We start from the raw sequence: 25936 nt of genomic DNA, 5'->3' as shown, positions 1-25936 counted from the left end.
GAGCTCGAAGACGAGATTGATCAGATCGGACAGAGGCTGCCGATCTCTTCAGAGGTTCATTGATTCCCATGTCGGCAGGGAAGTGATGAGAGTCACGCTTGAGCCGGAGCCAGATCGCGGCGGTGGCCGTTTAATCCAGGGCCATTCCACGTTTCCTTGCGACGAGGCTACCGAATAACGGTGATTTCAGGCAGGCGATCCTCGGCCGTGGTGCGGATCAGTTCGGCAACTTCCTTGAACATGGTCGCGTGGACCGACCGCTTTCGCCAGGCCAATCCGATCTGACGGTAGAGGTTGGGAACGCCGATTTCCAGGACCGTGAGGCCGCGCCGGCTCGCGATTTCTGATCGGACGTAGAGTGCCGGCAAGAATGTGACACCGACACCCATCCCGGCCATTAGTCTGATTGTATCGAGACTGGTCCCTTCATAGTCCCGCAACAGGACGGCATTGAGGTCATCGCAGAGCTGGCTGACTTGTTCATGGAGTTGATGGCCCTTTTCGATCGCCAGAACATGCTGGCCGAGGAGGTCGGAGCGCTCGATCTTTGCCTTTTTTGCAAGCGGATGATCGTCTGCGACCGCCAATTGTAGCGGTTCGCGGAAAAGCCGCTCGACCTCGAACTCGGAATGATGGATCGGCAATGGCGAAATGACGAGGTCAAACGCGCCCGTGTGAAGCTCTTCCTGGAGTTCGGCAGGCTTTCCTTCGCGGACATAGAGTTTCAAGCGCGGATATTTCGTGTGAAGGTCCGACACGATATGGGGCAGGAGATAGGGGCCTAGCGTCGGCGGCACGCCAAGTCTGATGGTGCCATCGAAACCATGCTGCGAGGATGCTGCGAGATCGACGATGTCCTGAACGTCAGCGACAATCCGGCGCGCGCGATCCGCTATCTCGCGGCCAAGTGGCGTCAGCGTGACCCGGGACGTGCCCCTTTCGACCAGGCGGGCATCCAAATGGCGCTCGAGCTGCTGGATTTGCGCGCTCAGGGTTGGCTGGGTGACGCGCATGCGTTCAGCGGCACGGCGAAAGTGCAATTCCTGCGACAGGGCAACGAGATAGTTTAATTGCCTTAACGTTGTCACAGCTCTTTTTCCTCCGTGTGGACCTCAAACATTTGCGATTGTCCATATGGGGATGTTTCCAGCGTTTTCGATAGATAATTTCTATCAGAAATACGCTGATCATCTATTCGACCATTCATGCGCCAGATCCCACATCATTTCTCGCAGACAGCGCGAACGTGAAGGAGAGTTTCGCCATGAATCTCAACCAAGTCCTCGACCAGTTCCTGGGCGGCCAATCCGCCGGGAACGGTGCGCCGGATCGTCCCGCCGGTACGGTCGGCGGTATTCCCGGCGGTCTGATCGGTGGGCTCGCTGCTGGCGGGCTTGTCGGCTTGATCGCCGGCAACAAGAAGCTGCGAAAGAGCGCCGGGAAAGTTGCAACCGGCGCTGTCGCGGTCGGTGGGGCCGCTGCGCTCGGCGCGATCGCCTATGGTGCCTACCGCCGATGGCAAGGGCAGAAGGGTACGACGTTGGACCCTCAGGGCAGCGGAAGCGGTCATGCAGGCCTTATACCGCCCGAGAGCTTCGATCCATCCAGCAAGCAGGCCCGCAACGGGAAACCGTTTCAGATCGCCTTGATCGAAGCCATGATCTCGGCGGCCCATGCTGACGGGCACGTTGACCAGAACGAACAGGCGAAGATCTTCGGTGCGGTCGGAGAATTGCCGTTGGACGCTGCCGACAAGGCTGCGATCTTCGAGGCGCTCCAGAATCCGCCGGACGCACTGACCATTGCCAGCTATGCGAACGGTATCGAACAGGCGAGCGAGCTTTACATCGTGTCCCGCACAGCAATCGATCCCAACCATCCGCTCGAAAAGGCGCATCTGGACAAGCTGTCGAGGGCGCTCGCCCTGCCAAATCAGCTTGTCGCGGAGATCGAGCTCGAGATGGCCGATGCCGGCGTGGTGGCCGCGTAGACGCTGTTCGACCAGCCTGCGGCAGCTGGCAGGTTCGGGGACGGAATGGTTTCCAATCCCGGACGCTCACTACCGACATCAAGCAAGAACACCGTAAGGATTTGCGATCATGACCAACACACGGTTCAGCCGTTCGACAATCGCGGCACGCATTGCCTCTCTGCGTACGCGCCACCGGCAAATCGACGAACAGGTTTCGACGGAACAGAAACGGACTTGGCGCGACAGCTCAATCCTCAAGAAGCTCAAACGCCGCCGGCTCTATCTCAAGGACGAGATCAGACGGTACGAGGGTCTGCTGGTCACACTGTCCCGCCGGGGGCTGCCGAGCTGATCGCGTATCGCCGCTGCAAGGCCGGCCTCCTCGGGCAGGTTTACCCGCGTGGGTGAAGCACTCACAAAGGTCTGGCGCCAGCAGAGGCCCGCCTTGCATATGGTGGTGGTGGCGGGGATGAAATGGCCTTTCGACAAAAATTGCGGTGACGGAATCTGGGGTGACGGAAATCGGGGGAAGGATCGGCTCAGGGCAGGGCGATCCTTGCCAGTTCCAAGAATCGCCGTAACGTCCGTTCCGTGCAGACCGGAGGGGCAAGATGCTGATCAAGAAAGAGGTGCTCGACGCCATCAAGGCGGGTGAGATCGATCTGCAATTCCGGCGCTGGATGCGGCGCACGGTGAAGCCGGGCGGCACGCTCAAGACCCGGGTCGGCATTCTCGGTATTGGCGAGATTACCCGGCTCGAACCGGAAGACGTCACCCTGGCCGATGCGAAGCGCGCGGGGTTCAGCGATCTTGAGGATTTCTTTGCCTGGCTCAAGACGATGAAACCGGGCGAACTCGATCGGATCGAGGTCTGTTACGTGGGCGAGGACCCGCTCATCGCGCTGGCGAATGACGGCAATCCGGGCGCTGACGCGCTTCGGGAGGCGGAGAAGGCGCTCATCAAGCTCGATGGCAAGGCGCCATGGACGCGGCAAACGCTCGAACTGATCGAGGCCCATCCGGGACGGCTGGCCGAAGAGCTAGGCCGCGAGATCGGGCTCGAAAAGACGAAGTTCAAAGCCAAGGTCACCAGGCTGAAGGCGCTTGGGCTCACCGAGAGCCTTGAGACAGGCTACCGGCTCTCACCGCGGGGTGAGGCCGTTCTGAGCCACCTTCGCGGGACCTGATCCCCAGTCTTGCCTGATCCCCAGTCTTGCCTGACCCTTAGGCTTGTGGAGGTGGCTTTGCCTGTTCGGCGGCCTCCACCTCTTCATGAGGCGGATTGACGTGCTCGCCGCGCTGACGGAGGCGGATCGAGGCGTAGGTGAGAATGCCGATCGACGCCAGAATGAGAATTCCCGCCCCGAAAAACGGCACCCCCGGGAAATAGGTTGGCGCACGCGGGGAGGCGGTGAAGAAAGAAAACAGCTGGGTGGCGGCAAGCGGGCCGAGGATCGAGGCGATCGAATTGACCGCGTTGACCGCGCCTTGCAGCTCACCTTGTGAGCGATCCGAAATGCGGTTGGCCATCATGCCATTGATGGCTGGGACGAACAGACCGCCCAGCGCGCCGGGCACAAGAAAGAAATAGAGCCCGACCGGCGTGCCGATAAAGGCGAGGCCGAAAAAGCCGATAGCGGCGAAACTGAGACCGACGATGCCCGCCCAGAGTTCGCCCAGTATCCGCATGGCCGGCCCGATGAGCACAGCCTGTACAAGCGCGAACATGGCTCCGAACACACCGAGCGATATGCCGATCTGTCCGGGTGTCCAGTCGAATTGCTCGATGGTGAAGAAGGTCCAGATCGAGGGGTAGACGTGATTGGCGAGGGTGAAGAGCCCGAGCGAGACCAGGAACAGCAGAACGAAGGGAACCTTGCGGACCGACTGCAAGGCGCCGAGGGGATTGGCGCGCTTGAGCTCGAAGCGGCGGCGGTGGCGCTTGGGCAGGCTCTCAGGCAGGACGAACATGCCGAAAATGAAGTTGCCGAAGGCGAGGACGGCGGCGGCAAAGAACGGGACACGGGAGCCAAACTCACCCAGTTGCCCACCGACAACCGGCCCCAGGATCAGCCCCAGCCCGAAGGCGGCGCCGATCAGACCGAAATTTCGGGCCCGGTCTTCCTTGGGTGAAATGTCGGCGATGTAGGCAGTGGCCGTGGAGATCGCCGCGCCCATGATCCCCGACAGGATGCGGCCGACAAAGAGTACCCAGATCGACCAGGCGAAGCCCATCAAGAGGTAATCGACGGTCAGACCGAGCAGTGAGAGCAGGAGCACGGGCCGGCGCCCGAAGCGGTCGGACAGATTGCCCAGCACCGGCGAGAACAGGAACTGCATCAAGGCATAGACGAAAAGAATCCAGCCGCCCCAGTTGGCGGCCTGCGCCAGCGTGCCCTCGGTATTCGGGCGCAGCGCAATCAACTCTTCGATGAGGTGCGGCAGAACCGGGATGATGATGCCTACGCCGATGACGTCGATCAGTACCGTGATCAGAATAAAGATCAACGACAAGCGCGTACTCTTGGCTGCCGGCATGAACTGTCCTCGGACGGGGTGGGGCTTTGCCAATGCCATATAGGAAGGTGAAAAGGCAAGGTCGAGGATTTTGCCGAGAAACCTCTGCGGCGCTATCCGGGTATGCGGCGCGGTGGCTGATCGGCGTCGAAGCCGTAGATCCAGGCGAGATCGTCGAGCTGGGCGGTGCCGCCGCGCCTTGCTGCGCCTGCGTTTCGGGCGATGGAGAAGGGGAAGGGCATGTGAAAGATCATGCCATTGCGCCGCGACAGGGCCTGAACCTCCGAAACCCGCCGCCGGCGCTCGCTTTCATAGCCTTCAAAGGCCATGCCGGGCGAATCGGCGCCGGCGAGCTGGCGCGCCATGACGGCAGCGTCCTCGATGCCCATGGCCGCGCCCTGGGCCTGAAAGGGCAGCATGGCGTGTGCCGCGTCACCGACCAGGGCAAGGAACTGGCCGTCATGCCAGCGCTGCGTCTCGACAGCATTGAGGGGCCAGAAGGTCCATTTGTCGCCCATCAGCTTCATCAGGGCACCGAACAGCGCGCTGCGCTTGAGGTAATAGGGGTCGATCTTCGGCCGGGTCGGCGGGGTATCCGCGAAGGCGCGCTTGGCCGGCATCTTGGTCGATAGCACGACATTGAGGAGCTGGCGCGCGGCGAGGGGATAGAACACTCCGTGAAAGCCAGGTCCGAAGCAAAGGCTGGTGTGATCGAGCGAAAGATGGGCGGCGAGCTGCGCTTCCCCAAGGGTTGCCCGCCAGGCCACATAGCCCGAATAACGCGCTTCCGGTCCATCCATGAATTTGCGGCGGATCTCGGAATGAACGCCATCGGCGCCGATCAGGGCATAGGGGCGGCCGGTGTGAATTGAACCATCGCCGAGTTCGGCGCTGACGGTCAGCCCGCGGCTGTGGCGCACCATGTCGATGTTGCGGGCGCCCAGGGCAATTTCGATGCGGGAGCGTTTGCGCGCTGCCTCATAGAGGATCTGTGCGAGGTCCCCGCGATGGATGACCCGGTAGGCGGCGCCGAAACGCTGGCGGGCGGTCTGGCCCAGGGTGACTTCGGCAAGGGGCTTCTTGTGGCCAAAGCCATAGACGTCGATGGCCTCTGGCTCGAAGCCGGCGCGGGCAAGCGCGGGCTCAAGCCCCAGACGTTCAAGCAGCCGGCTGGCATTGGGGCTGAGCTGGATGCCGGTGCCTATGGGATCGATCGAGCGGGCACGCTCCAACACAAGCACCGTGAAGCCTGCGCGCTCGAGAAACAGCGCGAGCGACAGCCCGGCGATCCCTGCGCCGACGACATAAACAATGCGGCTGCCGTTCTCGGTCACCGCGCTGTGCTCCGTCTCAAGGGGTCAGGCGCGCTCGGGCTCGAACACAGCTTCAGCGGGCTTGGCCGCATGGCTGTCGAGTTCGGCATTATAGACATAATGGGTCGAGCAATAGGGGCAGACGATCTCGTTTTCGTCGCCCATGTCGAGGAAGACGTGGGGATGGTCGTAAGGCGGCAGCGCGCCCACGCATTTGAACTCCCTGGCGCCGATCTCGATGCGCGCGACGCCGCCGGTATTGTGGAAATGCGGAGTGGAGTTGTGAGCCATGTTGCGGACTTCCTGTCTGATTGACGCTTCGGGCAGCCGGCGCGGCGGCAGCCCAGATGTGCGGCGGGCGGACCATATATCGAGGTTTTGGCGATGACCAGCCCTTTGCCGCGGCGGAACGGGCTGTTATGCAGCGGCTCCACACGCAGGAAGAGACCATGCCGCATTTCACCTCCGAAGGGTACGACATCGCCTATGAATCCTACGGCGAAGGTCCGCTTATTCTTGCCATTCACGGCTTCGCTTCGAACGGCCAGGTCAACTGGCTCAATACCGGCTGGGTCGAAACGCTGACGGATGCCGGATACCGGGTGGTCACCATCGACAATCGCGGTCATGGCGCTTCGGAAAAAATCTATGACACGGCGGCCTACCCGTCGGACGAAATGGCCAAGGATGCGATCAACCTGATCGATCACCTCGATGCAGGGCCAGCAGCGCTTTTGGGTTACTCGATGGGTGCGCGGATATCCGCCTTTGCCTGTTTGCGATCCGAAGGGCAGGTGGCCTGTGCGATCTTCGGGGGGCTCGGGAGCACCATGATCACCGGCTTGCCAGGGTCCACTGAAATCGCCGAGGCGATGCGGGCGGCCACGCTTGATGATGTCAAGCATCCGCGCGGGCGACAGTTCAGGCTGTTTGCAGAGCATACCGGGTCCGACCTCGAGGCGCTGGCCAATTGCATGGAATCCTCACGGCAGCGCATCACCGAAGAGGATGTGGCGAAGATCGACGTGCCGGTGTTGGTAGCCGTTGGCGAACTCGATGAAGAGGGCGGCGATCCGATGGTGCTGGCCCGCCATATCCCGCAGGGGCATGGATTTGTGATCCCGAAACGCGACCACATGCGCGCAACCGGGGACAAGCGGTTCAAGGAAGCGGTGCATGAATTTTTGGGAAACCATTACCCCGCACAAAACCGTGCGTGAGTTGAAAGCGCCATTGGCGGGGTCTACATTCCCCGTCTCACTCAAGGAGACAGTCCGATGACTGACCAGAGCGAACGTACGGCGCAGGCCGGCAGCAAAGGCCATCTGCGGGCCGTTGACCCCATCTGGGAGCGTATCCGCGGGGAGGCCGAGGTCATTCTTGCCGAGGAGCCTTCGCTCTCGAGCTTCGTGGTGGCGACGGTCCTCAACCATGACCGGTTCGAGGATTCGCTGATCCACCGGCTGGCCGAAAGGCTGGACCATGCAGACGTTTCCGCCGATCTGATCCGGCAGGCGTTCGAAGACGTGATCGAGGAGGTTCCCGCTATCGGGGAAGCGGCGCGGGCCGATCTGGCCGCGACGCTGGAACGCGATCCGGCCTGCAGGCGGGCGATCGAGCCGCTGCTTTATTTTAAAGGTTTCCAGGCGATCCAGACGCACCGCTTCGCGCATTCGCTCAACAACGCCGGACGGCACGATATGGCGCTTTATCTGCAAAGCCGCTCGAGCCAGGTCTTCCAGGTCGATATCAATCCGGCGGTCAAGGTCGGCCGCGGCATCATGATCGACCACGGTACCGGTGTCGTTGTTGGTGAGACAGCCGAGATTGGTGATCACGTTTCGATCCTTCAGGGCGTGACCCTTGGCGGCACCGGCAAAGTCGATGGCGACCGGCACCCGAAAATCGGGTCCGGCGTGCTGATCGGTGCGGGGGCGAAGATCCTCGGCAATATCCGCATCGGAAACTGCTCGCGCGTGGCCGCCGGTTCGGTGGTGCTCAAGGAAGTGCCCGACTGCAAGACAGTCGCTGGTGTGCCGGCAAAGATCGTCGGAGAGGCAGGCTGCGATCAGCCCGCCGCGCAGATGGATCAGATGCTGCTGGGCGATAGCCAGGACTGACCGGCAGGTGGCGGCGGAATCGATCCGGCCACCCCGTTCCACAGCCTCAAACAAAAATGCCGCTTCGGGGATTGAGCCTGTGGCCGGGCGCTATATGGTGCCCGCCAAAGGCGCCGCCGATCCGACCGGCCCGCAACACCATTCAAGACGGAGCGAGAAACCTTGGATAAAGAGGAACTCGGCAAGCTGCAGGCCTACCTGCGCATGAAATTCGCCAACCCGGCCTTCGAAGTACGGGCGCGGCCGCAGAAATCCGATTCGGCCGAGGTCTACCTGGGCGAGGAATTCATCGGCGTCATCTTCCTCGATGATGAAGATGAAGACCGTAGCTACAATTTCCAGATGGCAATTCTCGATATCGACCTCGACGAGGTCAGCTAGGCTTTTCGGGCCGCAGGCCCGGACTAGACCTTCACCATCGCTTCCAGAGCAGCGCGCAATCGGGTGTCGAAGGCGCGCCAGTTGGCGTGCCCTTCCTCGCCGTAACGGATGATCGCAGACAGGCGGTCGCCGACAGCTATCGTGCGCAGGCATTCGAGCGCCTTGCCGTCCACCGTGTCGATCTCAAGGCATTTGGCGACATAGGGGCGGGGCGAGAGCGGGTCGTACCAGACCGTTTCATCCTGATATCCGGATTCGGCGCGCAGGGGCTTTCCGACAAGCCCGCGCGGCCCCTGGGCCTGACCGGAGGCGAAGCGGTGGATGTAGAGCGTGTCGAGCAGTGTGGCACTCAAGGGAGCACGGCTGCGCGGGACCAGCGTGACCGCAGCCCGCACCCGGCGATCGAGGCCTTCGATCGCAACAGGAATGACAAGGTCGAGGGAATCCCTGAAGCCAGAATCCGACAGATCATCGAGCATCCAGTTTGTCGGAACGTTGACCGCGGTGCCGCCCACCGTCAGCGAACGGATATCACCGGGCTGCTCGGGCATGCCATCACCAATGGTGCGGGTGAAATCCACGAGCAAATAGGCAGCGCCCAGACCGGCCAGGGCGACCACAATCAGGATCAGTCCGACATTGTAGCCGAAGTTCCGGGGCAGGGATTTGGTGGCGCCGGCGGCGGAAGCCATGGCCATTAACCAGTTTGCTCGCGTTCGAATGACAAACGATTGGTGGGCCCTTATGTTTAACAAACAGTAAAGGAGCCGGAGGCAATCCGGCCCTCAGGGGAACGTCGAACAGAGGGCGGAGCATGTCGAACGACATTGTACTGACCTTATTTATTATCGCGGTTGGACTGAGCTTCGCCGCGGCGGGAACACATCTCTATCAGGCTGTGTGGCGTGAGCGCGCGGCGTTGCGCTTCGATGGCCGCAACTACCTGGCAACGCTGGGGCACCTGATGATGAGTTTCCTGTGTGGACCGTACATCATGCTGCAATTGGGTTGGCAGCAGGAGCCTGACGACACGATTTCGATCGGGTCGGCACTCTTGTCGTCTTTTATCGCTTTTGGCTGGAGCTTTATCGTTGGGCTCCTGCTTCTTGGCTCCTATATGGCCGCCCTCGGTCACTAGGAGTCCCGGCCGTCACGGGCCGTATCCACGTCAGCGACGCAAAAGGGCCAGCCTCACGGCTGGCCCTCGCTTTTTGACCGGCATCAGGGGGATGCGAAAGCGCCGGTCAAAATGTTCCTGTGACTTCTAGCGGTGTGCGACCGTGATCGGGCGGGCGTCGACAAGGTTCACCCAAACCCCGGCATGACGCTGGGACTGGCGCTTGACGAAGCGATAGGGGGTCTCGCTCCACAGCTTGATCAGTGCTTCCTGATTATCGAGCACCAGGTCGCCGCGGTCGGTGCGGGCGGTCAGCACGGCATGCCCGCCGCCATCGGCTTCGCGAACAACGGTGACCAGAAGGGTAGAGGGCGCCCAGCCGAGCTGGATCAGGGCGCGGCGCTTGGCCAGGACGTAATCCTCGCAATCGCCATAGCCGCGCGGATAGGTCCAGTATTCCTCAGTCTTGTAGAGCGCCATGTCGGTGACCGGCTGCACTTCGGTATTGAACCGGGAATTGACCTCGAGAAGCTGCTGCCAGTTCTGTTCGGTCAGCGTGGTCTTTTCGACCACATGCGCATTGGGCTGGCATTCCTCGGGGTTCTGGGCGCAGAACTGCGCGTGGCCGACGGGAATGCTGGTGATGCCGCTTTCAACAGCAAAAGCGTCGATGACCGAGGCGGCGCGTGCGTCGGCGAGGCCGATGGTCGCCAGCATGGCGCCCGCGGTGGCGGTCATCATGATCCCGGCTGTGATGCCGGCAACAGTTTTTTTGATCGCGATGATGTTCATTCGTGTTCTCCCTGACGAGAACACGATAGGCAACGCAGTTTTCCGGCCCGCGAAGAATGCCGACTAGTTTTTATTCAAATGAAGAGGTGTCGATTGAGGGGTGATTAACCACCCCGGCAGGCGAGCGTCCTCAGTTGATCCTGAGGTTCTGCTGCACCACTGTCAGCATCTCCTGGACCGAGGCGAATTCGACCGCAATGCCGTCATCGAAATGGCGGACCACTCGAGCGCGCATACGCCCGAGGGTGATCGGCGTGCCCATGGCAGGGCGGACATCGATTTCGACAGCGGCACCGGACAGCGAGATGTCGATGATCTTGCAGTTATAGCGGCGGCCATCCTCGAGAATGATGTTCGAATGCCGTATGTCGGGGACCACACGTTCGTGGCGGCGATCCTCTGGCAAACTCAGCACATCCTTGTTGGCGAGCCAGGTGAGCTGGGCCGCCATCTTGTCGCGCTTGCGCATGGAAGCGTTGATCTCGATGGCGAAACCGCCGTCGATCACGCGGGAAATCACGCCTTCGACACGCCCGATGTGATCGAGATAGGCGATGACGCGCTCACCGACTTCGCCGGAAACCGGCGCGATGATCTTTGCGTCCCCCGGGGACATCTCGATCACCTGGCACGGGAACTCGCGCCGGTCGGCCAGCATATAGCGTCCGAGAACGGAAACCTTGACCCTTTGGAAGCGGCGGTGCTCGGCGCGCTTCTCGGTCTGTTCGAGTTCTTCTGCAAGACTTTCGGTAAGCATCAGCGCGGGGAGCCCAAGCACAAAATATTTTGGTTGGGTCCCAGCCTAAGCCGGGTTGGTTAACTCAAGGTAAGCCCCGGCATTTTTCTTAACGTTTTCCGCCGTCGATCACCGCAAGGTGCGCATAGCGGCGGTGTCCGTCGGGCATGCCACCTTCAAATCCTTCGCCAACGACCTCTGGCCGGATGCCGATTCCGGTCTCGACACCGGTTTCTAGGTCACGGCCGGCGAGATCTGAAAGATGATCGTCGGGCCAGATCAGGCGAAGCCCGGTGATGCGCTGCTCCAGAATCGGACGGTGGCCGAGCCAGTAGGGATCTTCCAGCGCCGTCATCGACCCGATCATGCGGGTGTTGGTGGCGCCGTTGTGACGCAGCGGCAAAAGCATCGTCTCGAAGTCGACCGAATTGCCGTATTCCGCCGTTGCGTTGAATTTGAGCAGGGCGACAGCGTGATCGTCGGTGACCGCCTTGATCAGCGTATCGACCGCGTCACGGTCCTTTTGCTGCCACAGACCGGTGAAGGAGCGCTGCTTGAGTTCGCGGCAATAGGCGGCGCAGATATGCGATCCGGCGAGGCGAAACTCGAAATCTTCGTCCTGGGCCTGCAGGATGAAGGTGTAGGCGAGGGCATTGCGAATGCGAGTCGGATCGATATCGCGACGCTCGGGCGCACTCCGCGTGCCGCGGAGGTCGTTCCAATAGCTGAACAGGTCGAGCGTGGATCGTCTTTGCATTGTCGGTTTGTCCCTCAGCGCGTATCGCCGCGGCTGCCTAGTCGTGAGTGGGTGACAAGCTCTCGGGTGAGCCGGACCGACCATGGAACAGGGACAGGGCAAAATCCCGTTTAATCAATCATTAAGGTTAATGTTTCGGGGGTGATGTGGAAAAGGAAACGTTTAGCGGGCATAAAGCCTTCTTAACCGGAGGCCAGAATCGGCATGAGTGAACAGGACCAGGGCGACCGCGGTGCGCCACAGGGCGGGGGATCCGCGCCTGTGCCGATGACCAATCTGCCGCCGGCGGTCCTGGCTCTGGGCGGGTTGCTTGTTGCGATTCATATTGCCAAGACCCTGGTGCTCGATTCGAATGCTTCAACTTTTCTCTATACCTGGTTCGGTTTCATTCCCGACCGGCTGACAAACCCGGATCTGGTGCCGGGTGGGGCCTTGCCCCTGGTCTGGACGGTCGTCACTCACGCCCTGTTGCACGGGGACTGGATGCATCTGTTTTTCAACGTGGCCTGGCTCGCGGTCTTCGGTACGCCGGTGACGCGGCGCTACGGTATTGGCGGGTTTGCCATTCTGGGGCTGGCGGGCGCGATCGCGGGGGCGGCGGGATTCGCCGTGTTCAACACCGTATTCGGTGCGATTCTCATCGGCGCCTCAGGTGCCATCTCCGGCTATATGGGGGCCGCGATGCGGTTCGTGTTCCAGCCGGTGCAGGTGGCGGTTCACCCCGAAACCGGGGAACGAATCGTTCTGGGCCGCAAGCTGGCGAGCCTTCGCGAAGTGATCCAGAACCGGCGGGCCCTTGCTTTTTCAGGGATCTGGATTGCGATCAACCTTGCAGTCGGGCTGGCGAGCCTGTTCAGCGAGGGAGGTGGCTATATCGCCTGGCAGGCGCATCTGGCGGGATTTGCGGCGGGCTTCGTACTGGTACCGCTGCTTGAGCGCCGGCCTCGGCCTTCGGCCCAGTAGACCGCTTCTTGCTCAGTAAACTTCTTCGGGATCGAAAATCTGAGGCTCGTCATTGGTGACGAGGACCGGCGAACCGTCCCGGATTTCGACAGAGCGATAAAAGCATGACCGCTTGCCGGTGTGGCAGGCCGCGCCGCGGCCGGTCTGGTTGACCCGCACCAACAGGACGTCCTGGTCGCAATCGGTACGGATTTCGACGAGTTGCTGCATTTCGCCCGAGCTCTCGCCCTTCTTCCAGAGCGATTGCCGCGACCGCGAATAGTAATGGACCAGACCAGTCGACAGGGTGAGTTCCAGAGCCTCGGCGTTCATATAGGCAACCATGAGCACCGTGCCGGACGCTGCATCCGTGGTGACGGCCATGATCAGGCCATTGCCATCGAATCGCGGCGCGAAATCTGCGCCGTGTTCGAGGGCGGTCTTGTCGAGGGTCGCAGGGTCGATGAAGCTTTGGGTCATGCCCGCTTATAGAGCCGGGTTCGGCCGGGGAGAAGCCCCGGCTGCAATGGGCTCGCGGTTTGGCAGGCCACAGTTAGCGGGGCTGCCCCTGGCGAACCAGCGAGAAGAAGCGCTGCTGCTGCTCGATTTCCTCGGCGAAGATGCCGGTAAACCGGTGGGTTACCGTCGAGACGCCGGATTTCTGCACCCCGCGCATCGACATGCACATGTGCTCGGCCTCGATCATCACGGCTGCACCGCGCGGATTGATGTGCTCATTGACAGCATCGAGGATCTGGGCGGTCAGGTTTTCCTGGGTTTGCAGGCGCTTGGCGAAAATGTCGGTCAAGCGCGCCAGCTTGGAAAGGCCCACAACCCCGTCGGTCGGCAGATAGGCGATATGGACCTTGCCGAAGAAGGGCACCACATGGTGTTCGCAATGCGAAAAGAACGGGATGTCACGGACGAGGACCACATCGTCATAACCGCCGACCTCCTCGAATCGCCTGTCGAGAACTTCTGCGGGTGAAAGCGAATAGCCCGCGAATAGCTCTTCATAGGCTGCGGCGACGCGGCGCGGCGTGTCGATCAGACCTTCACGGTCGGGATCGTCGCCCGCCCAAGCAAGAAGGGTGCGCACTGCCTCTTCGGCCTCAGCACGGCTGGGGCGTGTTGCCTTGGGCTTCACGGGCTTTGCGGCTGCGGCGATTGACTTGTTAACGGGGGCATCCATGAGCGTTCTCCGTACGGCAAGTTCGATACGTGCGAACTACCGGGCCGGACCATTGCGGCGGTCAAAATTCTGCGGTTCCGCTGACAGGACCGCGCGCGGCCACTATATAAGTGAGCTAGAAGGCAAAACAAGCAACGATCGCGCGAGCGGATCGGCTTGCTGACATGGCGGGTACCGACATGGAACTGACTGATCTCTACTCGGACAAGATCATCGAAATCGCGGGCAATCTGCCGGTGACCGAGCGGCTCGAAGCGCCGGACGCCAGCGCGCGCCGGGTGTCCCGAGTCTGCGGGTCTTCGGTCGAGGTCGATCTATCGCTCGATGACGGCATCGTCAGTGATTATGCCCATGAGGTGAAGGCCTGTGCCCTGGGGCAGACCTCTGCCTCGATCATGGCGCAGCATATTGTCGGTTCAACGCCAGACGAATTGCGCACGCTGCGAACGCAGATGGTGGCAATGCTGAAAGCGGACGGGCCGCCGCCGGGCGACAAATGGTCGGATCTCAAATATCTCGAGCCGGTGAAGGCCTTCAAACCGCGGCACACCTCAACACTCCTGGTGTTCGAGGCCGTTGTCGACTGTCTCGACCAGATCGAGATGCAGAAGGCGGGGTGATGCGCGGCTTCTGGCTGACGTTCTGGACGGTGATCGATTGGCCGTTCAAGGTCGTTTCTTACATTCTGATCACCATCTACCGCTACACGCTGTCGGCCTTTACGGGCCGCACATGCCGGCATTTGCCCACCTGTTCGGAATTTACCCGCGATGCAATCTGGCGTTTCGGTTTCTGGCCGGGAGGCTGGATGGGCGCCGCGCGTCTGTTCCGCTGCCGGCCGGGCGGGACCGACGGCTATGACCCGGTGCCCGAGGAGCTTCCCCTGACCGGCCGCTGGTACCTACCCTGGCGTTACGGGCGCTGGCGCTGACGGCCAGCCGCCGCACGGAGGAAAAACTTCGTGGCGAATCGAGAGAATGGGGTTCCTGCAGACCCGGGACGCCCTCAAACCTTAGCGAAGGGCCTGCCAAGCCTTCCCCTTTGGGATTTGCGGTGGTAAACGGGCTCGCTGCCGGGAATGGTCCCGGCTTTTTCAATGCAATTTCTGGAGACGGAACGATGATTACGGTGAAATTCCCCGATGGCGCCACGCGTGAATACGCTGAGGGCACCACCGGCACCACCGTCGTCGAATCGATCTCCAAGTCGCTGGCCAAGGCGACCGTGGCGATGCGGGCCGACGGCGTGCTGAGCGATCTCTCCGACCTGGTGCATGACGGGGTTACCCTCGAATTCATCAAGCGGGATGACCCGGCAGCGCTAGAGCTGATCCGGCATGATGCCGCGCATGTTCTTGCCGAAGCGGTGCAGGAGCTGTGGCCCTCGACCCAAGTCACCATCGGCCCGGTCATCGACAATGGCTTTTATTACGACTTCGCCCGGGAAGAGCCTTTCTCCGAGGACGATCTGCGCGCCATCGAGAAGAAGATGGCCGAGATCATTTCGAGCGATGCGCCCTTCACCAAGGAAGTCTGGGACCGCGACGAGGCCAAGCGCGTCTTCAAGTCCAAGGGCGAGGAATACAAGGTCGAACTGATCGACGCGATTCCTGCCGACCAGGACGTGAAGATCTACAAGCAGGGGCAGTGGTTCGATCTCTGCCGCGGCCCCCATATGCGCTCGACCAAGGATGTGGGCGGGGCGTTCAAGCTGACCAAGGTGGCCGGCGCCTATTGGCGTGGCGACAGCGACAACGCGATGCTCAGCCGTATTTATGGAACCGCGTGGGCGACCAAGCAGCAGCTCGATGACTACCTCACCATGCTGGAAGAGGCCGAGAAGCGCGATCACCGCAAGCTGGGCCGCGAGATGGACCTGTTCCACCTGCAGGACGAGGCCCAGGGCTCGGTGTTCTGGCATCCCAAGGGTTTCCGCATCTGGCGTGCGCTCGAAGCCTATATCCGACGGCAGCTCGATGCGGATGGCTATGACGAGGTGAAGACCCCGCAGCTGCTCGACAACAAGCTCTGGGAGCAGTCCGGCCACTGGGGCAAGTTCCGCGAGAACATGTTCGTGGTGCCGGACGAAATCCCCTCGACTGAAGACGATGCACCGGTCATCACCGGCGACGCCAATCTGCTGGCGCTCAAGCCGATGAACTGCCCGGCCCACGTGCAGATCTTCAAGCAGGGGATCAAGTCCTATCGCGATCTGCCGATCCGTATGGCCGAGTTCGGATGCTGCCATCGCAACGAGGCACATGGGGCCCTGCACGGGCTGATGCGCGTCAGGCAGATGACCCAGGACGATGCCCATATCTTCTGCCGGGAAGACCAGATCACGGCGGAGACCGAGCGGTTCCTCAAGCTGTTCGCCAAGGTCTATGGCGACATGGGCATGACCAGCATTTCCTACAAGCTGGCGACCCGCCCAGAAGTGCGGGCCGGGGAAGACGCCACCTGGGACCGCGCCGAGAAGGCGCTGGCAGATGCCTTGACCGCTTCCGGCATCGACTTCGAATATGCCGAAGGCGAAGGGGCGTTCTATGGTCCGAAGCTCGAGTTTCACCTGACCGATGCGATCGGGCGGAGCTGGCAGTGCGGTACGTTCCAGCTCGACTATGTGCTGCCCGAGCGGCTGGATGCGACCTATATCGATGCGGATGGCTCCAAGCAGCGGCCCGTGATGCTGCACCGCGCGGTGTTCGGCACCTTCGAGCGGTTCATTGGCCTGGCCATAGAGCACTATGCCGGCCGGTTCCCGACCTGGCTGGCGCCGACCCAGGCGGTTGTCGCGACCATCGTGTCGGATGCCGACGAGGCAGCCGAGAAGATCGTTGAGAAGCTGCGCGCCGCTGGTATCCGGGTCGAGACCGATTATCGGAACGAGAAGATCAACTACAAGGTGCGCGAGCATTCCTTGCAGAAGGTTCCGGTGATCCTGGTGCTGGGCAAGCGTGAGGCCGAGGAGGGCACCGTGTCGGTGCGCCGGCTCGGCGAGCAGGGCCAGAAGGTCATGAGCGCGGATGAAGCGATCGCCATGCTCAAGGCCGAAGCGACCCCGCCCGATCTGATCTGATCAGGCGCAACTCCGATCGAGAACGGCCTCTGCTCCGGCGGGGGCCGTTTTGTTTTGGGGGTCAGTTGAAGCTGGTGACGACCTCGACCTCGCGCGGCAGCCCGGCCTTGACCTCGAAATCGAGATTGTATGCCCGGCCGCCATGCTGGGCGATGGCGGTGTATTCACCCTCGGCCAGCACCATGGAGCCGAAAGCGCCGATGGCGGTGTAGATCTCCGTGCCGTCGAGATCGGTGACTTTCCATTCGGTGTCGGCGATCGCCTCGCCGCCGGGCTCGGAGACGAGCTTGAGGGTGATTTCGGCTGCGCGATGATAAAGCGTTGCTTCGGTCAATTGCGCGGGTTCGACGCGGATATCGGCCCGAACCGTTGCGTTCACACGGCCATATTGCGATTCGACTTTGTAGACACCGGCATTGAGATACATCATCTCGCCGGGCTGGACGTTCTCGGCCACCAGGGTTTGTTCGCCGGACAGATCATTGTTGGAATAGACCGTGAAGCGCAGGGTCTCGGCGGGAATCGGAACATCGCCGACAATCGAGGCGTTCAGCGTGAGAGCGCCGGCTTCGAGAATCAGCGATTTCTGGTTGGGGCCGGGCTCGACTGTGAGCGAGTCGGTGATCTGGGCCCGGCCATAGGCGACATGCACGACATACTCGCCCGGCGGCAGCGCGAAATCGGCATTGGCCTGATCTGAGCGCTTGAGAATCGAGAGGTTGCCATTGGCGTCGGGCTTGGTGTCGAAGACACGCCAGGTCAGCCCCTCGGTGATCTGTGGGCCACCTTCGGAAACCCGGGCGGTGAGGGCCACCGGCTGCGGGGTGACCGAGGCGACCGCTGCGAAAGCCTCGTCCATGCTCATTTCTTCGGGCTCGGCCGGTTCGGCGGTGACATCGTCGCCTGTGCCCTGTGATTCCGCGCCTTCCGGAAGCGGATCGCCGCCCAGTTCCGGTGGCCGAGGGCGGGGAATCGGGGCAACCAGTTCTTCGTCGTCTCCGGCAGCAGCGGCGGTGCCATCCTGCGCCATGAGCGGCGATGCACCGCCCAGGATCAAACCGAAAACCAACAACGCAATACTGATCAGCCGCATGTGCCCGCCTGTGCCGTTTCGCGTTCCGCCCAAACAATCCCCGACGGATTTGCGCAAGGACCGGTTTGCGCTGCGAATGGGGAGAAGCTGTGTCATAACCGGCCAAAACGTGGAAAGGGGGCTTTTATGCCGAGCAATCCTGAGCTTGTGAACCACCTTTTGACCCGCAGGTCGGTGACCTTGCCCTTCCTCAAGGATCCCGGGCCCGATCCGGCGCAGCTTGAAACGCTGTTGAAGATCGCCACGCGTGTGCCCGATCACGGCAAGCTGGCGGCGTGGAAGCTGATCATCTTCGAAGGCGAGAACCGTGCAATGGCCGGTCAAAAGCTGGCCGAGATCGTGAAAAGACGCGAACCGGATGCCACCGAAGAACGGCTGGCAGAGGAACGGAACCGGTTTCTGCCAGCGCCCCTGACCATCGGGGTTGTTTCAACAGCGGCGATACACCCCAAAATCCCCGAAATCGAGCAGACCCTGTCCGCGGCAAATGTGTGTTTCAATTTACTGCATGGTGCCCATGGGCTTGGGTTCGCAGGGCATTGGGTGACGCGCTGGTTCGCCTTCGATTCCGAAGCTGCGCAGCTGCTGGGCGCGGATGAAGGGCAGATCTTCGCCGGGTTCGTGCATATCGGCACGCCTGAGATCGTGCCGGGGGACAGGGATCGCCCGGATCTGGGGAGTGTGGTCCATCGCTGGCAGGGGTGATCGGGAAGTTAACCCGAGCTTAACGGCATTTGGGTTTTATTAACCATACCGAAGCACGGACCCGAAGCATGCCGGTGACTGCCGCAACATTGCCGCCCCGACTGGAGCAGGCGCTGACCCGCGCCAGCCAGCGCAATGGCGTGGATTTTTCGTATTTGTTGCAGACGGCTATGCGGGAAAGCTCACTGGATCCACAAGCAAAGGCGGCAACCTCTTCTGCGGTCGGGCTGTTTCAGTTTCTGGAAGGAACGTGGCTCGAGGTCATCAAGGAGGAGGGGCCCGCGCTTGGCTATGGCGAGCTGGCGCGCCAGATCCGGCACGATTCGGATGGCGGCTATTCGGTTCCTGATCCGGCGCAGCGGGCCAAGATCCTGGCTCTGCGTGAAGATCCGGGCATGGCCGCGGATATGGCGGCCGCGTTCACGCGTCGGAATGGCACCTATCTGGCCGAGAAATTCGGGCGCAATCCGAGCCCCGGTGAACTCTACATCGCACATTTCATGGGTGCGCGGGGCGCTGAGCAATTCTTTGCGCTCGGGCTGAAGAACGCAGATGCCGTCGCCGCGGAGCATTTTCCGCGGCAGGCGGCGGCAAACCGGCCGATCTTTTACGAGAATGGCCGGCCCCGCACCGTGCGGGAAGTCTATCAGGTGCTGGTGCGCAAACACGAGAACACCGGTCAGGCGTCAACGGCAGAGGCTGCACTCGCCGTGCAGCAGATGGCGAGTGCCAACCCCGCCCAGACACGCCCGCAAGGCAGCCCGGTCGAAGTCATGCTGCCCAATGTGCGCATGTCCTTTGTCGATATGTACCAGGCGACCCCAAGGCAGCAAGCGGCGGCTCAACCGGCCCAGCGCACCGAGATTCAGCAACCGGATCAGCCACCCGACCAGGCGGTTTTCGAGCAATTCTTCTCGCGTCTTTTCACCAACTAGCCTGCCGGAAATCAGTCCGGGAAATTATGGTGAACGCTTCCTTAAGTGTTCACCGTTAGCCTGTGCGATCAGTAGTTTGCTGGCGTAGAGGGTGTGTGATGGTCGAGTATCAGGAGTATGCCGCGTTGCAGGCGTCCGCGGATAGCGACAAGCGGGCGCAAGCCGCCCGGATCGTTGCGCGGGCCTATCTGGAGCATGACGGGCCGCAAAGCGAACATGCCGCACTTTATGCCGGTCTCCTGAGCTATCTGGACGATCCTTCTGTCCGCGTCCGCGCCGCGCTCGCCTATGAGCTGCTCCATGCCAGCGACGCCCCGCGCCCGATCATGTTCGCGCTGGCGCAGGACGCGCCGATCATCGCTTCTGCCGTGCTGCAATATTCGCCGGTCCTGACCGACACCGACCTGATGTTCGTGATCAAACAGGCGGACGATGAACTCGTTCATGCGGCGGCGCGCCGCGAAAAGCTATCCCGACGGGTAGTGGGTGCGCTGATCGAGCGGCAGGAACGGGCGATCGATCTGATGATCGTGCGCAAACAGCATTCGGATATCGCGGACTATCAGCTTCTTGAGCTTTCCGAGCGTTGGACCGAAGACGCGGTGTTTCGCGGCCTGCTGCTCGACCGCGACGACCTGCCGGCGGTCGCGCGCTACCTGCTTGCCGAAAAGGTGAGCGAGGAACTGGCGGAATTGCGGATGGTCAAGGGGTCGATCGCACCGGGGCGTCTCAAGCGGTTCATGCGCGATCTGATGGACGACGCCAAGGCGGCGCTGGCCGAATTCGAACTCGATGAGGGCCAGGAACAGTTTCTCGATGTGCTGATCGATAGTGGCCGGGTGAACACAAGGTTGATGCTGCACACGCTGGTGTCCGGCCGGGTGCTGGTTTTCGTGGCACTTGTGTCGCGGATGTCCGGTGTTTCGCGCCGCCGCGTCGCCTCGGTGCTCGAATCGGGTGGGCGGCATTCGCTGAATGCGCTGCTGGCCAAATGTTCATTCGTGCCGGCGATGCGCAACGTCCTGATCCGGATCATCCTCAACGCACGGCATGTCGATCTTGCGCATGACCTGGCGGGCCGGCATGGGCTGGTCGCGGGGATCATCGAGGAGCTGATCGTCGAGCATGAAGGTGATGTGCCTGAAGATCTGAGAGCCGTGTTCTCCTATCTCAACGAGCAGAACGTCACTCTCGCCCGAAAGGCGGCGCGGGGCGTGATGCGCAGCTTCATCGATCAGGGCGGGTCCGACCGCTCGATGCAGCTGTCATCGCTGCGCGATCATCGCCGGGCCTTGCCCGCGGCCTGAAGGGAAAGCGCGGTTAGTAGCGGAACTGCTCGTTGAGCACGCGTTCGTCGAGGCTGTGCCCCGGATCGAATAGCAGGTTTACCGAGTGGGAACGGTCTTCGCGCACCTCGACCTCAACCACATGCTTGAACTCGACATTGTCGGCGGCCGCGTGAATGGGGCGCTTGCCCGGTTCGATGACATGAAAGCCGAGCTGGGCCGAGTTCGAAACGATGGCGCCGCGCCAGCGCCGTGGCCGGAAGGGCGAAATCGGTGTCAGCGCCAGCAAGGGCGCATCGATGGGCAGGATCGGCCCATGTGCCGAGAGATTATAAGCTGTCGAGCCCGCAGGAGTCGAAACCAGCACGCCATCACAGACGAGTTCGTGCATCCGTGTTTTGCCGTCGATGAGGATCTCGATCTTGGCCGCCTGAAAGCTGGCCCGGAACAGGGAAACCTCGTTGAGCGCCAGCGCATGATGGGTGTCGCCCGCCTTGTCCGTCGCTTTCATGGCAAGCGGATGAATGGTGGCCTTTTCGGCGGCCTTGAGGCGGCCGGTCAGGCCTTCGGGGGCGAATTCATTCATCAGAAAGCCCACGGAGCCGAAATTCATGCCGAAGACCGGCACTTCGGTATCCATGACCGAGTGCAGGGTTTCGAGCATCAGCCCGTCACCCCCAAGCGCGACGATCATTTCGGCGTCTTCGCGGGCACAGGCGCCATAGCGCGCGGTCAGGGTCTCGCGCGCGGCTTCGGCTTCGGGCGTGCCGCTGGTGACGAAATGGATCTTGTCGGTGGAATAGGCGTTCACCGGCTTCTCCGTTGTGTCGGAACCCGTTGCGGGAGATGCTCGGTAGCATGGCGGCGCAATCTAGACCAGATGGCACGACCCCGGGGGGTGGCACGCATGGTCGTTTTCCGGCCTATGAATAGGTCCGTTCGGCCATCGGCGTTTCATCGATCATGGCATGCAGGGCCTCGATGAGGGCGGCCTCCGGCGCCGAAGGATTGCGCCTGGGATTGGTCACAAGAAAAATCTCGACCTTGGGCAGGCGTGAATAGGGCGGCAGTTGCCAGAGCTTGCCATTCTCGACGTCCTGGCGGGCGATGTGAACGGGAAGGGCGCCGATGCCGATATTGGCGCCGATCATGCGGCGGACCTCGTTGAGATTGGAGGACACGCCCCTTGGGCCCGGCGAGAGGCCCGCGCGCACACGCAAACGGGCTACTGAATCGAGCGGCCCCCGCTCGGTCTCGGTCTGAAAGGATACCGAAGACTCCCCTTTGAGTTCGGATGGGGCGATGTCCGTTTTCCCGAAGAGCCGGTGACGCGGCCCGCAATAGAGCCCGAAATACTCCCGGAACAGCACGCGGCAGTCGAGATTCTTCGGCTGGTCGTTGAGAAGGCAGATACCGAGGCTGGCCTGGTTTTCACGGATGCGGCTGACGACCTCTCCGCTTTCGGCCACCACCATCGAATAGGTGACGCGCGGATAGCGCTGCGCAAACTCGTCCAGCACGCGGTCGAGATGTGGCGAGATCACATGGCTCGCACAGATCAGCGCGACATGACCGGCGAGCTCTTCCTCGCCAGCCGAGATGAGCGCGGGGAGCTGGGAAACAGAGGTGAAGATGGTGACGCACTCGTTATAGAGCGCCTTGCCGGCCTTGGTGACATGAAAACGGTTGGGCTTGCGCTCGATGAGCTGGTGCCCCGTGGTCTCTTCCAGGCGTTTGAGCGCGCCGCTGATGGTGGGTTGTTTGAGGCCCAGGAAATCGGCGGCTTTAGAGACGCTGCGCTGCTCGACAACCACCATGAAGGTGCGCAAAAGATTCCAGTCGAGCTTCCATGAAAACCGCTGTTCGTATGGCCGCCTCATAGATTTTCTCAATATTGATCATCCTGAATATTTATTTGCACAATGATTTACCCCGTGCAACCGTTTGCCCCCTACGGGCGGGAGCGTCTGGTCGGCCGTCCGGAACGACAACAGACTGACAGGGAGACAGGGATGACTAATCGCAGAATACTGATCAAGACGGTGGCCGCCGCCGGCATCGCCGCCTGCGCTGGCCTTGGCGTGGCCGGAGTGGCCGTGGCCGATGAGCTTGATACCATCACCGAAAAAGGCGTGCTGCGTATCGCCATGAGCGGGGCCTATCCGCCGTTCAACTTCGTCAACGAATCCAATGAAGTGGTCGGATTCGACCCTGCCATCGGCACCGAGATCGCCAAGCGCATGGGTCTAGAGGTCGAAATCATCACCACCGCATGGGACGGCATCATCGGCGGGCTTCTGGCCAACAAATACGACGCGGTTGTCGGCTCGATGTCGATTACCGAGGAACGCGCCGAAGTGGTCGATTTCGTCGGGCCTTATTACACCACCAAACGGGCGGTGTTCACCAAGCCGGATTCCGGGATCACCAGTGTCTCGCAGCTCGACGATGTGCGGGTCGGCGTGACCCTTGGCGAAACCCATGAAGAGTGGGCGCGCGACCGGGGCTACAATGTACGCACCTACAAGGGTCTGCCTGAGTTGCTGCTCGAACTGCAGAACGGCCGCGTTGACGTGATCGTCAACGATTCCATCGCCGCGATCCTGGCGATGAACGAAAATGGCTATGAATATGTTATGCTCGACGATCTCGAAACCGAGGCGATCGGTGCCGGCATCGCGATCCGCCAGGGCAATCCCGAGTTGCACGAAGCCATGCAGAACGCACTCGACGATCTGATGGAAGACGGAACCTATCTCGAAATCGCCAATGAATGGGTCGGCGGCGACATCCGCTAGTCCTCTCCCTGGGGCCGCGGAACTCTCTGCGGCCCTCCCATGGCAAAGTACACATGATATGACGACGGAATACGGCAAGCTGACCTGGGAGCAGGTCCGCGACGCAGACAAGGACCGCGTTGTGATCCTCAATGTCTCCGCGACCGAGGACCACGGTCCGCACATGCCGCTCGATACGGATACGGTGTTGGGCATGGCGGTTGCCAATGGCGTGGCCGAGATGGCGCCGGACGAAGTCTTCGTGATGCCTGCCATTCCTTACGGGTTCAACGAGCACCACAAGGACTTTCCAGGCGTGATCTGGATCGGCCCGGAAACGCTGATTGCCTTCATCACCGATGTGACGCGGTCTCTGGCGCATCACGGGTTCAGGCGGATCCTGTTACTGAATTCGCACGGTTCCAACCATCCAGTGCTGGACCTGGCGGCGCGCAAGACGGTGATTGAAACCGGGGTAATTTGCGTCTCGGCGTCCTATTGGAATCTGTGCGCGGACCGGATCAACGAGATCCGGCGTTCGGATGTCGGCGGTATCGCGCATGCCGGGGAGTTCGAGGCAGCAATGTACATGCATCTGCACCCCGAACATGTGGATCTCGACAAGTCCGCGGAGCAGAATCTGCACAACCCGGACACCAAGTTCTTCAATCTCGACCTGGCCAAAGGTGGCGGCAAGGCCATGCTGATGCGTTGGTGGTCGGAAGTGTCGCCTGATGGCACGATGGGCGACCCCACGGTCTCCAACGCGGAAACGGGCGAGAAATTCCTGAGGGCCGCAGTCGAAGAAACGACGGCCCTGATACGCGAAATCAGGGCGCTGCCAATCTTGCAGCGCGAAGATCACCACTAGGACAGGGCGCAGGTCATGGATTTCGAACTCATGTGGAGGGTCTATCCCTTCTTCCTGCAGGCAGCATGGGTCACGATCGTCCTTTCCGTGCTTACCGCAATTCTCGGCCTGACCTGCGGTTCGCTTGGTGCCGCGGCGCGCCTGTCACGGCACGCCATCCTGCGGTTTATCGGTGCCGCCTATGTCAGCGTGTTTCGGGGAACACCGGCGCTGATCCAGCTCTTCATTCTCTATTTCGGGGGGCCACAGATCGGCATTCAGCTGAATGCCTTCCAGGCAGGGGTGATCGGCCTCGGGGTGAATATCGGTGCCTATATGACCGAGACCATTCGCGGGGCGATCGTCGCGGTCGACAAGGGACAGATGGAGGCGGCGCGGACGCTGGGGCTGAGCAAGTTCCAGGCGATGCGCAAGGTCGTGCTGCCGCAGGCCATGCGGCTGATGGTCCGTCCGCTGGGGGTCAATATCAATGCGCTGATCAAGGGGACGGCGCTGGTTGCGGCGATCTCGGTGATCGAACTGACTTACACGGCCCAGCGCTATATCGGGTCGACCTACCGGCCGTTCGAGATGTTCCTGCTCGCGGGCGTTCTCTACATGATCATCATCTATGTCACCGGGCGCGGCGTGGCATATCTGGACCGCAAGGTCCGGATCGTATGACCGGCCGACGAGGGGGAGACTGACCATGGGCCTGGATTTCACCGTCATCCCGAAATACCTGGACGTCGTGCTGCTCGGCGCGCTGTGGACCATCGCCATTACCGTGGCTTCGGCGCTGTTGAGCTTTTTCGGCGGGATCTTCTTCGCGGTGATCGCGCTCTATGCGCCGCGGATCGTACGGCTGCCGTTTCGCGCCTTCGAGTGGCTGTTCATGGGGACACCGCTGTTGTTGCAGCTGTTCCTGATTTATTTCGGCCTCGTGCAGATCGGCATCGACCTGCCGGCTTTCGTTGCCGGCGTGATCGGGCTGGGGCTGCATTTCGCGGTCTATAATTCCGAACTCATCCAGTCTTCGATCCTGGCGGTCGACAAGGGACAGATGGAAGCGGCCCGCACGCTGGGACTGAGCCGTGGGCAGGCACTGCGCAAGGTGGTCATCCCGCAGGCCGTGCGCGATGTCATCCCCCCGATCGGCAACAACATGATTGCGCTTTTGAAGGACTCCGCGCTGGTTTCGGTCATCGGGGTTTCGGAGCTGACGCTTTCGGCGCAGTTGGCCATTGGCCGGACCTACCGGCCCTTCGAGTTCTACGTGCTGGCCGCACTTGTCTACTACATCATCAACCTCGGCATGGAAGCTGTTCTGCGCCGCATTGAAGCCCGCGTGCAGGCGGCGCGCTGACCCGAGG

General features: G+C 61.5%; 31 protein-coding genes. 18 read left to right on the top strand and 13 right to left on the bottom strand.

Annotated features, from left to right (window positions below; translation table 11 throughout):
- Nucleotides 1-167: 167 nt before the first annotated feature.
- Nucleotides 168-1088 (bottom strand): hydrogen peroxide-inducible genes activator, encoded by a 921-nt coding sequence (locus G489_RS19380; protein WP_035871803.1) that lies wholly within the window; start codon nucleotides 1086-1088, stop codon nucleotides 168-170.
- A 176-nt stretch (nucleotides 1089-1264) separates the two neighbouring features.
- Here G489_RS19380 and G489_RS0106290 point away from each other — a divergent pair, with 176 nt between their 5' ends.
- The 3 genes from G489_RS0106290 (at nucleotide 1265) to G489_RS0106280 (ending at nucleotide 3159) form a co-directional block, all read left to right on the top strand.
- Nucleotides 1265-1990 carry a tellurite resistance TerB family protein gene (locus G489_RS0106290; RefSeq protein ID WP_029040818.1) on the top strand — a complete coding sequence of 242 codons (726 nt, stop codon included), beginning with the start codon at nucleotides 1265-1267 and terminating at the stop codon, nucleotides 1988-1990.
- Between the two features lie 109 nt (nucleotides 1991-2099).
- Nucleotides 2100-2324 (top strand): YdcH family protein, encoded by a 225-nt coding sequence (locus G489_RS19375; RefSeq protein ID WP_035871802.1) that lies wholly within the window; start codon nucleotides 2100-2102, stop codon nucleotides 2322-2324.
- Nucleotides 2325-2583: 259 nt separating this feature from the next.
- Nucleotides 2584-3159, top strand: a complete 576-nt coding sequence (locus G489_RS0106280; RefSeq protein ID WP_029040817.1) for an ASCH domain-containing protein — start codon at nucleotides 2584-2586, stop codon at nucleotides 3157-3159.
- Between the two features lie 37 nt (nucleotides 3160-3196).
- On the opposite strand, the gene G489_RS19370 is transcribed toward G489_RS0106280, so the two are convergent.
- The 3 genes from G489_RS19370 to G489_RS0106265 form a co-directional block, all read right to left on the bottom strand.
- Entirely contained in the window at nucleotides 3197-4486 is a 1290-nt protein-coding gene (locus G489_RS19370; RefSeq protein ID WP_210162585.1) for a TCR/Tet family MFS transporter, read from the bottom strand.
- Between the two features lie 116 nt (nucleotides 4487-4602).
- Complete coding sequence (locus G489_RS0106270; RefSeq protein ID WP_029040816.1) at nucleotides 4603-5823, bottom strand: FAD-dependent monooxygenase; 1221 nt, start codon at nucleotides 5821-5823, stop codon at nucleotides 4603-4605.
- A 24-nt stretch (nucleotides 5824-5847) separates the two neighbouring features.
- Nucleotides 5848-6093, bottom strand: coding sequence for a zinc-finger domain-containing protein (locus tag G489_RS0106265; RefSeq protein ID WP_029040815.1), 246 nt, complete (start codon nucleotides 6091-6093; stop codon nucleotides 5848-5850).
- Between the two features lie 158 nt (nucleotides 6094-6251).
- Between G489_RS0106265 and G489_RS0106260 the strand changes: the two genes are divergently transcribed.
- The 3 genes from G489_RS0106260 to G489_RS0106250 all read left to right on the top strand — a co-directional run bounded on the left by G489_RS0106260 (nucleotide 6252) and on the right by G489_RS0106250 (nucleotide 8303).
- Nucleotides 6252-7022, top strand: coding sequence for an alpha/beta fold hydrolase (locus tag G489_RS0106260; protein WP_029040814.1), 771 nt, complete (start codon nucleotides 6252-6254; stop codon nucleotides 7020-7022).
- A gap of 57 nt (nucleotides 7023-7079) precedes the next feature.
- Nucleotides 7080-7922: a serine O-acetyltransferase gene (cysE, locus tag G489_RS0106255; RefSeq protein ID WP_051332377.1), complete on the top strand. Its 843-nt coding sequence runs from the start codon at nucleotides 7080-7082 to the stop codon at nucleotides 7920-7922.
- A gap of 162 nt (nucleotides 7923-8084) precedes the next feature.
- Entirely contained in the window at nucleotides 8085-8303 is a 219-nt protein-coding gene (locus G489_RS0106250; RefSeq protein ID WP_029040812.1) for a DUF3126 family protein, read from the top strand.
- 23 nt (nucleotides 8304-8326) lie between these two features.
- Here G489_RS0106250 and G489_RS0106245 read toward each other — a convergent pair whose 3' ends face one another.
- Nucleotides 8327-9001 carry a hypothetical protein gene (locus G489_RS0106245; RefSeq protein ID WP_029040811.1) on the bottom strand — a complete coding sequence of 225 codons (675 nt, stop codon included), beginning with the start codon at nucleotides 8999-9001 and terminating at the stop codon, nucleotides 8327-8329.
- Nucleotides 9002-9117: 116 nt separating this feature from the next.
- On the opposite strand from G489_RS0106245, the gene G489_RS0106240 reads away from it, so the two are divergent.
- Complete coding sequence (locus G489_RS0106240; RefSeq protein WP_029040810.1) at nucleotides 9118-9441, top strand: DUF6949 family protein; 324 nt, start codon at nucleotides 9118-9120, stop codon at nucleotides 9439-9441.
- Between the two features lie 126 nt (nucleotides 9442-9567).
- Here G489_RS0106240 and G489_RS0106235 read toward each other — a convergent pair whose 3' ends face one another.
- The 3 genes from G489_RS0106235 to G489_RS0106225 all read right to left on the bottom strand — a co-directional run bounded on the left by G489_RS0106235 (nucleotide 9568) and on the right by G489_RS0106225 (nucleotide 11705).
- Complete coding sequence (locus G489_RS0106235) at nucleotides 9568-10212, bottom strand: transglutaminase-like cysteine peptidase (protein ID WP_081691433.1); 645 nt, start codon at nucleotides 10210-10212, stop codon at nucleotides 9568-9570.
- A gap of 130 nt (nucleotides 10213-10342) precedes the next feature.
- Complete coding sequence (locus G489_RS19365) at nucleotides 10343-10969, bottom strand: PilZ domain-containing protein (protein ID WP_051332394.1); 627 nt, start codon at nucleotides 10967-10969, stop codon at nucleotides 10343-10345.
- 88 nt (nucleotides 10970-11057) lie between these two features.
- Nucleotides 11058-11705 carry a PAS domain-containing protein gene (locus tag G489_RS0106225; protein ID WP_029040808.1) on the bottom strand — a complete coding sequence of 216 codons (648 nt, stop codon included), beginning with the start codon at nucleotides 11703-11705 and terminating at the stop codon, nucleotides 11058-11060.
- A 204-nt stretch (nucleotides 11706-11909) separates the two neighbouring features.
- On the opposite strand from G489_RS0106225, the gene G489_RS19360 reads away from it, so the two are divergent.
- A complete protein-coding gene (locus tag G489_RS19360) occupies nucleotides 11910-12668 on the top strand; it encodes a rhomboid family intramembrane serine protease (RefSeq protein WP_051332376.1) in 759 nt (252 codons plus the stop codon).
- Between the two features lie 12 nt (nucleotides 12669-12680).
- Here G489_RS19360 and hisI read toward each other — a convergent pair whose 3' ends face one another.
- Both hisI and folE read right to left on the bottom strand, forming a co-directional pair.
- Complete coding sequence (gene hisI, locus G489_RS0106215) at nucleotides 12681-13127, bottom strand: phosphoribosyl-AMP cyclohydrolase (RefSeq protein WP_029040807.1); 447 nt, start codon at nucleotides 13125-13127, stop codon at nucleotides 12681-12683.
- A 73-nt stretch (nucleotides 13128-13200) separates the two neighbouring features.
- Nucleotides 13201-13839, bottom strand: coding sequence for a GTP cyclohydrolase I FolE (gene folE, locus G489_RS0106210; RefSeq protein WP_029040806.1), 639 nt, complete (start codon nucleotides 13837-13839; stop codon nucleotides 13201-13203).
- Nucleotides 13840-14003: 164 nt separating this feature from the next.
- Between folE and G489_RS0106205 the strand changes: the two genes are divergently transcribed.
- From G489_RS0106205 to thrS, 3 genes are all read left to right on the top strand, one after another.
- On the top strand, nucleotides 14004-14459 hold the full coding sequence (locus G489_RS0106205; RefSeq protein ID WP_245578830.1) for an iron-sulfur cluster assembly scaffold protein: 456 nt from the start codon (nucleotides 14004-14006) through the stop codon (nucleotides 14457-14459).
- Nucleotides 14459-14770 (top strand): membrane protein insertion efficiency factor YidD, encoded by a 312-nt coding sequence (gene yidD / locus G489_RS0106200; protein ID WP_051332375.1) that lies wholly within the window; start codon nucleotides 14459-14461, stop codon nucleotides 14768-14770. Before G489_RS0106205 ends, yidD begins: the two co-directional genes overlap by 1 nt.
- 188 nt (nucleotides 14771-14958) lie before the next feature.
- On the top strand, nucleotides 14959-16917 hold the full coding sequence (gene thrS, locus G489_RS0106195) for a threonine--tRNA ligase (protein WP_029040803.1): 1959 nt from the start codon (nucleotides 14959-14961) through the stop codon (nucleotides 16915-16917).
- A 61-nt stretch (nucleotides 16918-16978) separates the two neighbouring features.
- Here thrS and G489_RS19355 read toward each other — a convergent pair whose 3' ends face one another.
- Nucleotides 16979-18010: a hypothetical protein gene (locus tag G489_RS19355; RefSeq protein ID WP_051332374.1), complete on the bottom strand. Its 1032-nt coding sequence runs from the start codon at nucleotides 18008-18010 to the stop codon at nucleotides 16979-16981.
- A gap of 126 nt (nucleotides 18011-18136) precedes the next feature.
- On the opposite strand from G489_RS19355, the gene G489_RS0106185 reads away from it, so the two are divergent.
- The 3 genes from G489_RS0106185 (at nucleotide 18137) to G489_RS0106175 (ending at nucleotide 20957) form a co-directional block, all read left to right on the top strand.
- Nucleotides 18137-18715: a nitroreductase family protein gene (locus G489_RS0106185; RefSeq protein WP_029040802.1), complete on the top strand. Its 579-nt coding sequence runs from the start codon at nucleotides 18137-18139 to the stop codon at nucleotides 18713-18715.
- Between the two features lie 68 nt (nucleotides 18716-18783).
- Nucleotides 18784-19650 (top strand): transglycosylase SLT domain-containing protein, encoded by an 867-nt coding sequence (locus G489_RS19350; RefSeq protein WP_051332373.1) that lies wholly within the window; start codon nucleotides 18784-18786, stop codon nucleotides 19648-19650.
- A gap of 98 nt (nucleotides 19651-19748) precedes the next feature.
- The gene (locus G489_RS0106175) at nucleotides 19749-20957 is read left to right on the top strand and encodes a DUF2336 domain-containing protein (protein WP_029040801.1); all 1209 of its coding nucleotides are present in this window, start codon (nucleotides 19749-19751) and stop codon (nucleotides 20955-20957) included.
- 13 nt (nucleotides 20958-20970) lie between these two features.
- On the opposite strand, the gene G489_RS0106170 is transcribed toward G489_RS0106175, so the two are convergent.
- Nucleotides 20971-21747 (bottom strand): NAD kinase, encoded by a 777-nt coding sequence (locus G489_RS0106170; protein WP_029040800.1) that lies wholly within the window; start codon nucleotides 21745-21747, stop codon nucleotides 20971-20973.
- Between the two features lie 112 nt (nucleotides 21748-21859).
- On the bottom strand, nucleotides 21860-22816 hold the full coding sequence (locus G489_RS0106165) for a LysR family transcriptional regulator (protein ID WP_029040799.1): 957 nt from the start codon (nucleotides 22814-22816) through the stop codon (nucleotides 21860-21862).
- Between the two features lie 132 nt (nucleotides 22817-22948).
- Between G489_RS0106165 and G489_RS0106160 the strand changes: the two genes are divergently transcribed.
- From G489_RS0106160 to G489_RS0106145, 4 genes are read left to right on the top strand one after another with little or no spacing between them, the layout of a single operon-like run.
- Complete coding sequence (locus G489_RS0106160; RefSeq protein WP_029040798.1) at nucleotides 22949-23734, top strand: transporter substrate-binding domain-containing protein; 786 nt, start codon at nucleotides 22949-22951, stop codon at nucleotides 23732-23734.
- Between the two features lie 58 nt (nucleotides 23735-23792).
- A complete protein-coding gene (locus tag G489_RS19345) occupies nucleotides 23793-24584 on the top strand; it encodes a creatininase family protein (protein WP_051332372.1) in 792 nt (263 codons plus the stop codon).
- 15 nt (nucleotides 24585-24599) lie between these two features.
- The gene (locus tag G489_RS0106150; protein WP_029040797.1) at nucleotides 24600-25247 is read left to right on the top strand and encodes an amino acid ABC transporter permease; all 648 of its coding nucleotides are present in this window, start codon (nucleotides 24600-24602) and stop codon (nucleotides 25245-25247) included.
- 25 nt (nucleotides 25248-25272) lie between these two features.
- Entirely contained in the window at nucleotides 25273-25929 is a 657-nt protein-coding gene (locus G489_RS0106145; RefSeq protein WP_029040796.1) for an amino acid ABC transporter permease, read from the top strand.
- Nucleotides 25930-25936 lie beyond the last annotated feature (7 nt).

Source organism: Cucumibacter marinus DSM 18995, from assembly GCF_000429865.1.
GTDB lineage: Bacteria > Pseudomonadota > Alphaproteobacteria > Rhizobiales > Devosiaceae > Cucumibacter > Cucumibacter marinus.
Note: the sequence above shows the minus strand (reverse complement) of the source record. Positions and strands in the feature narration are given on the sequence as shown.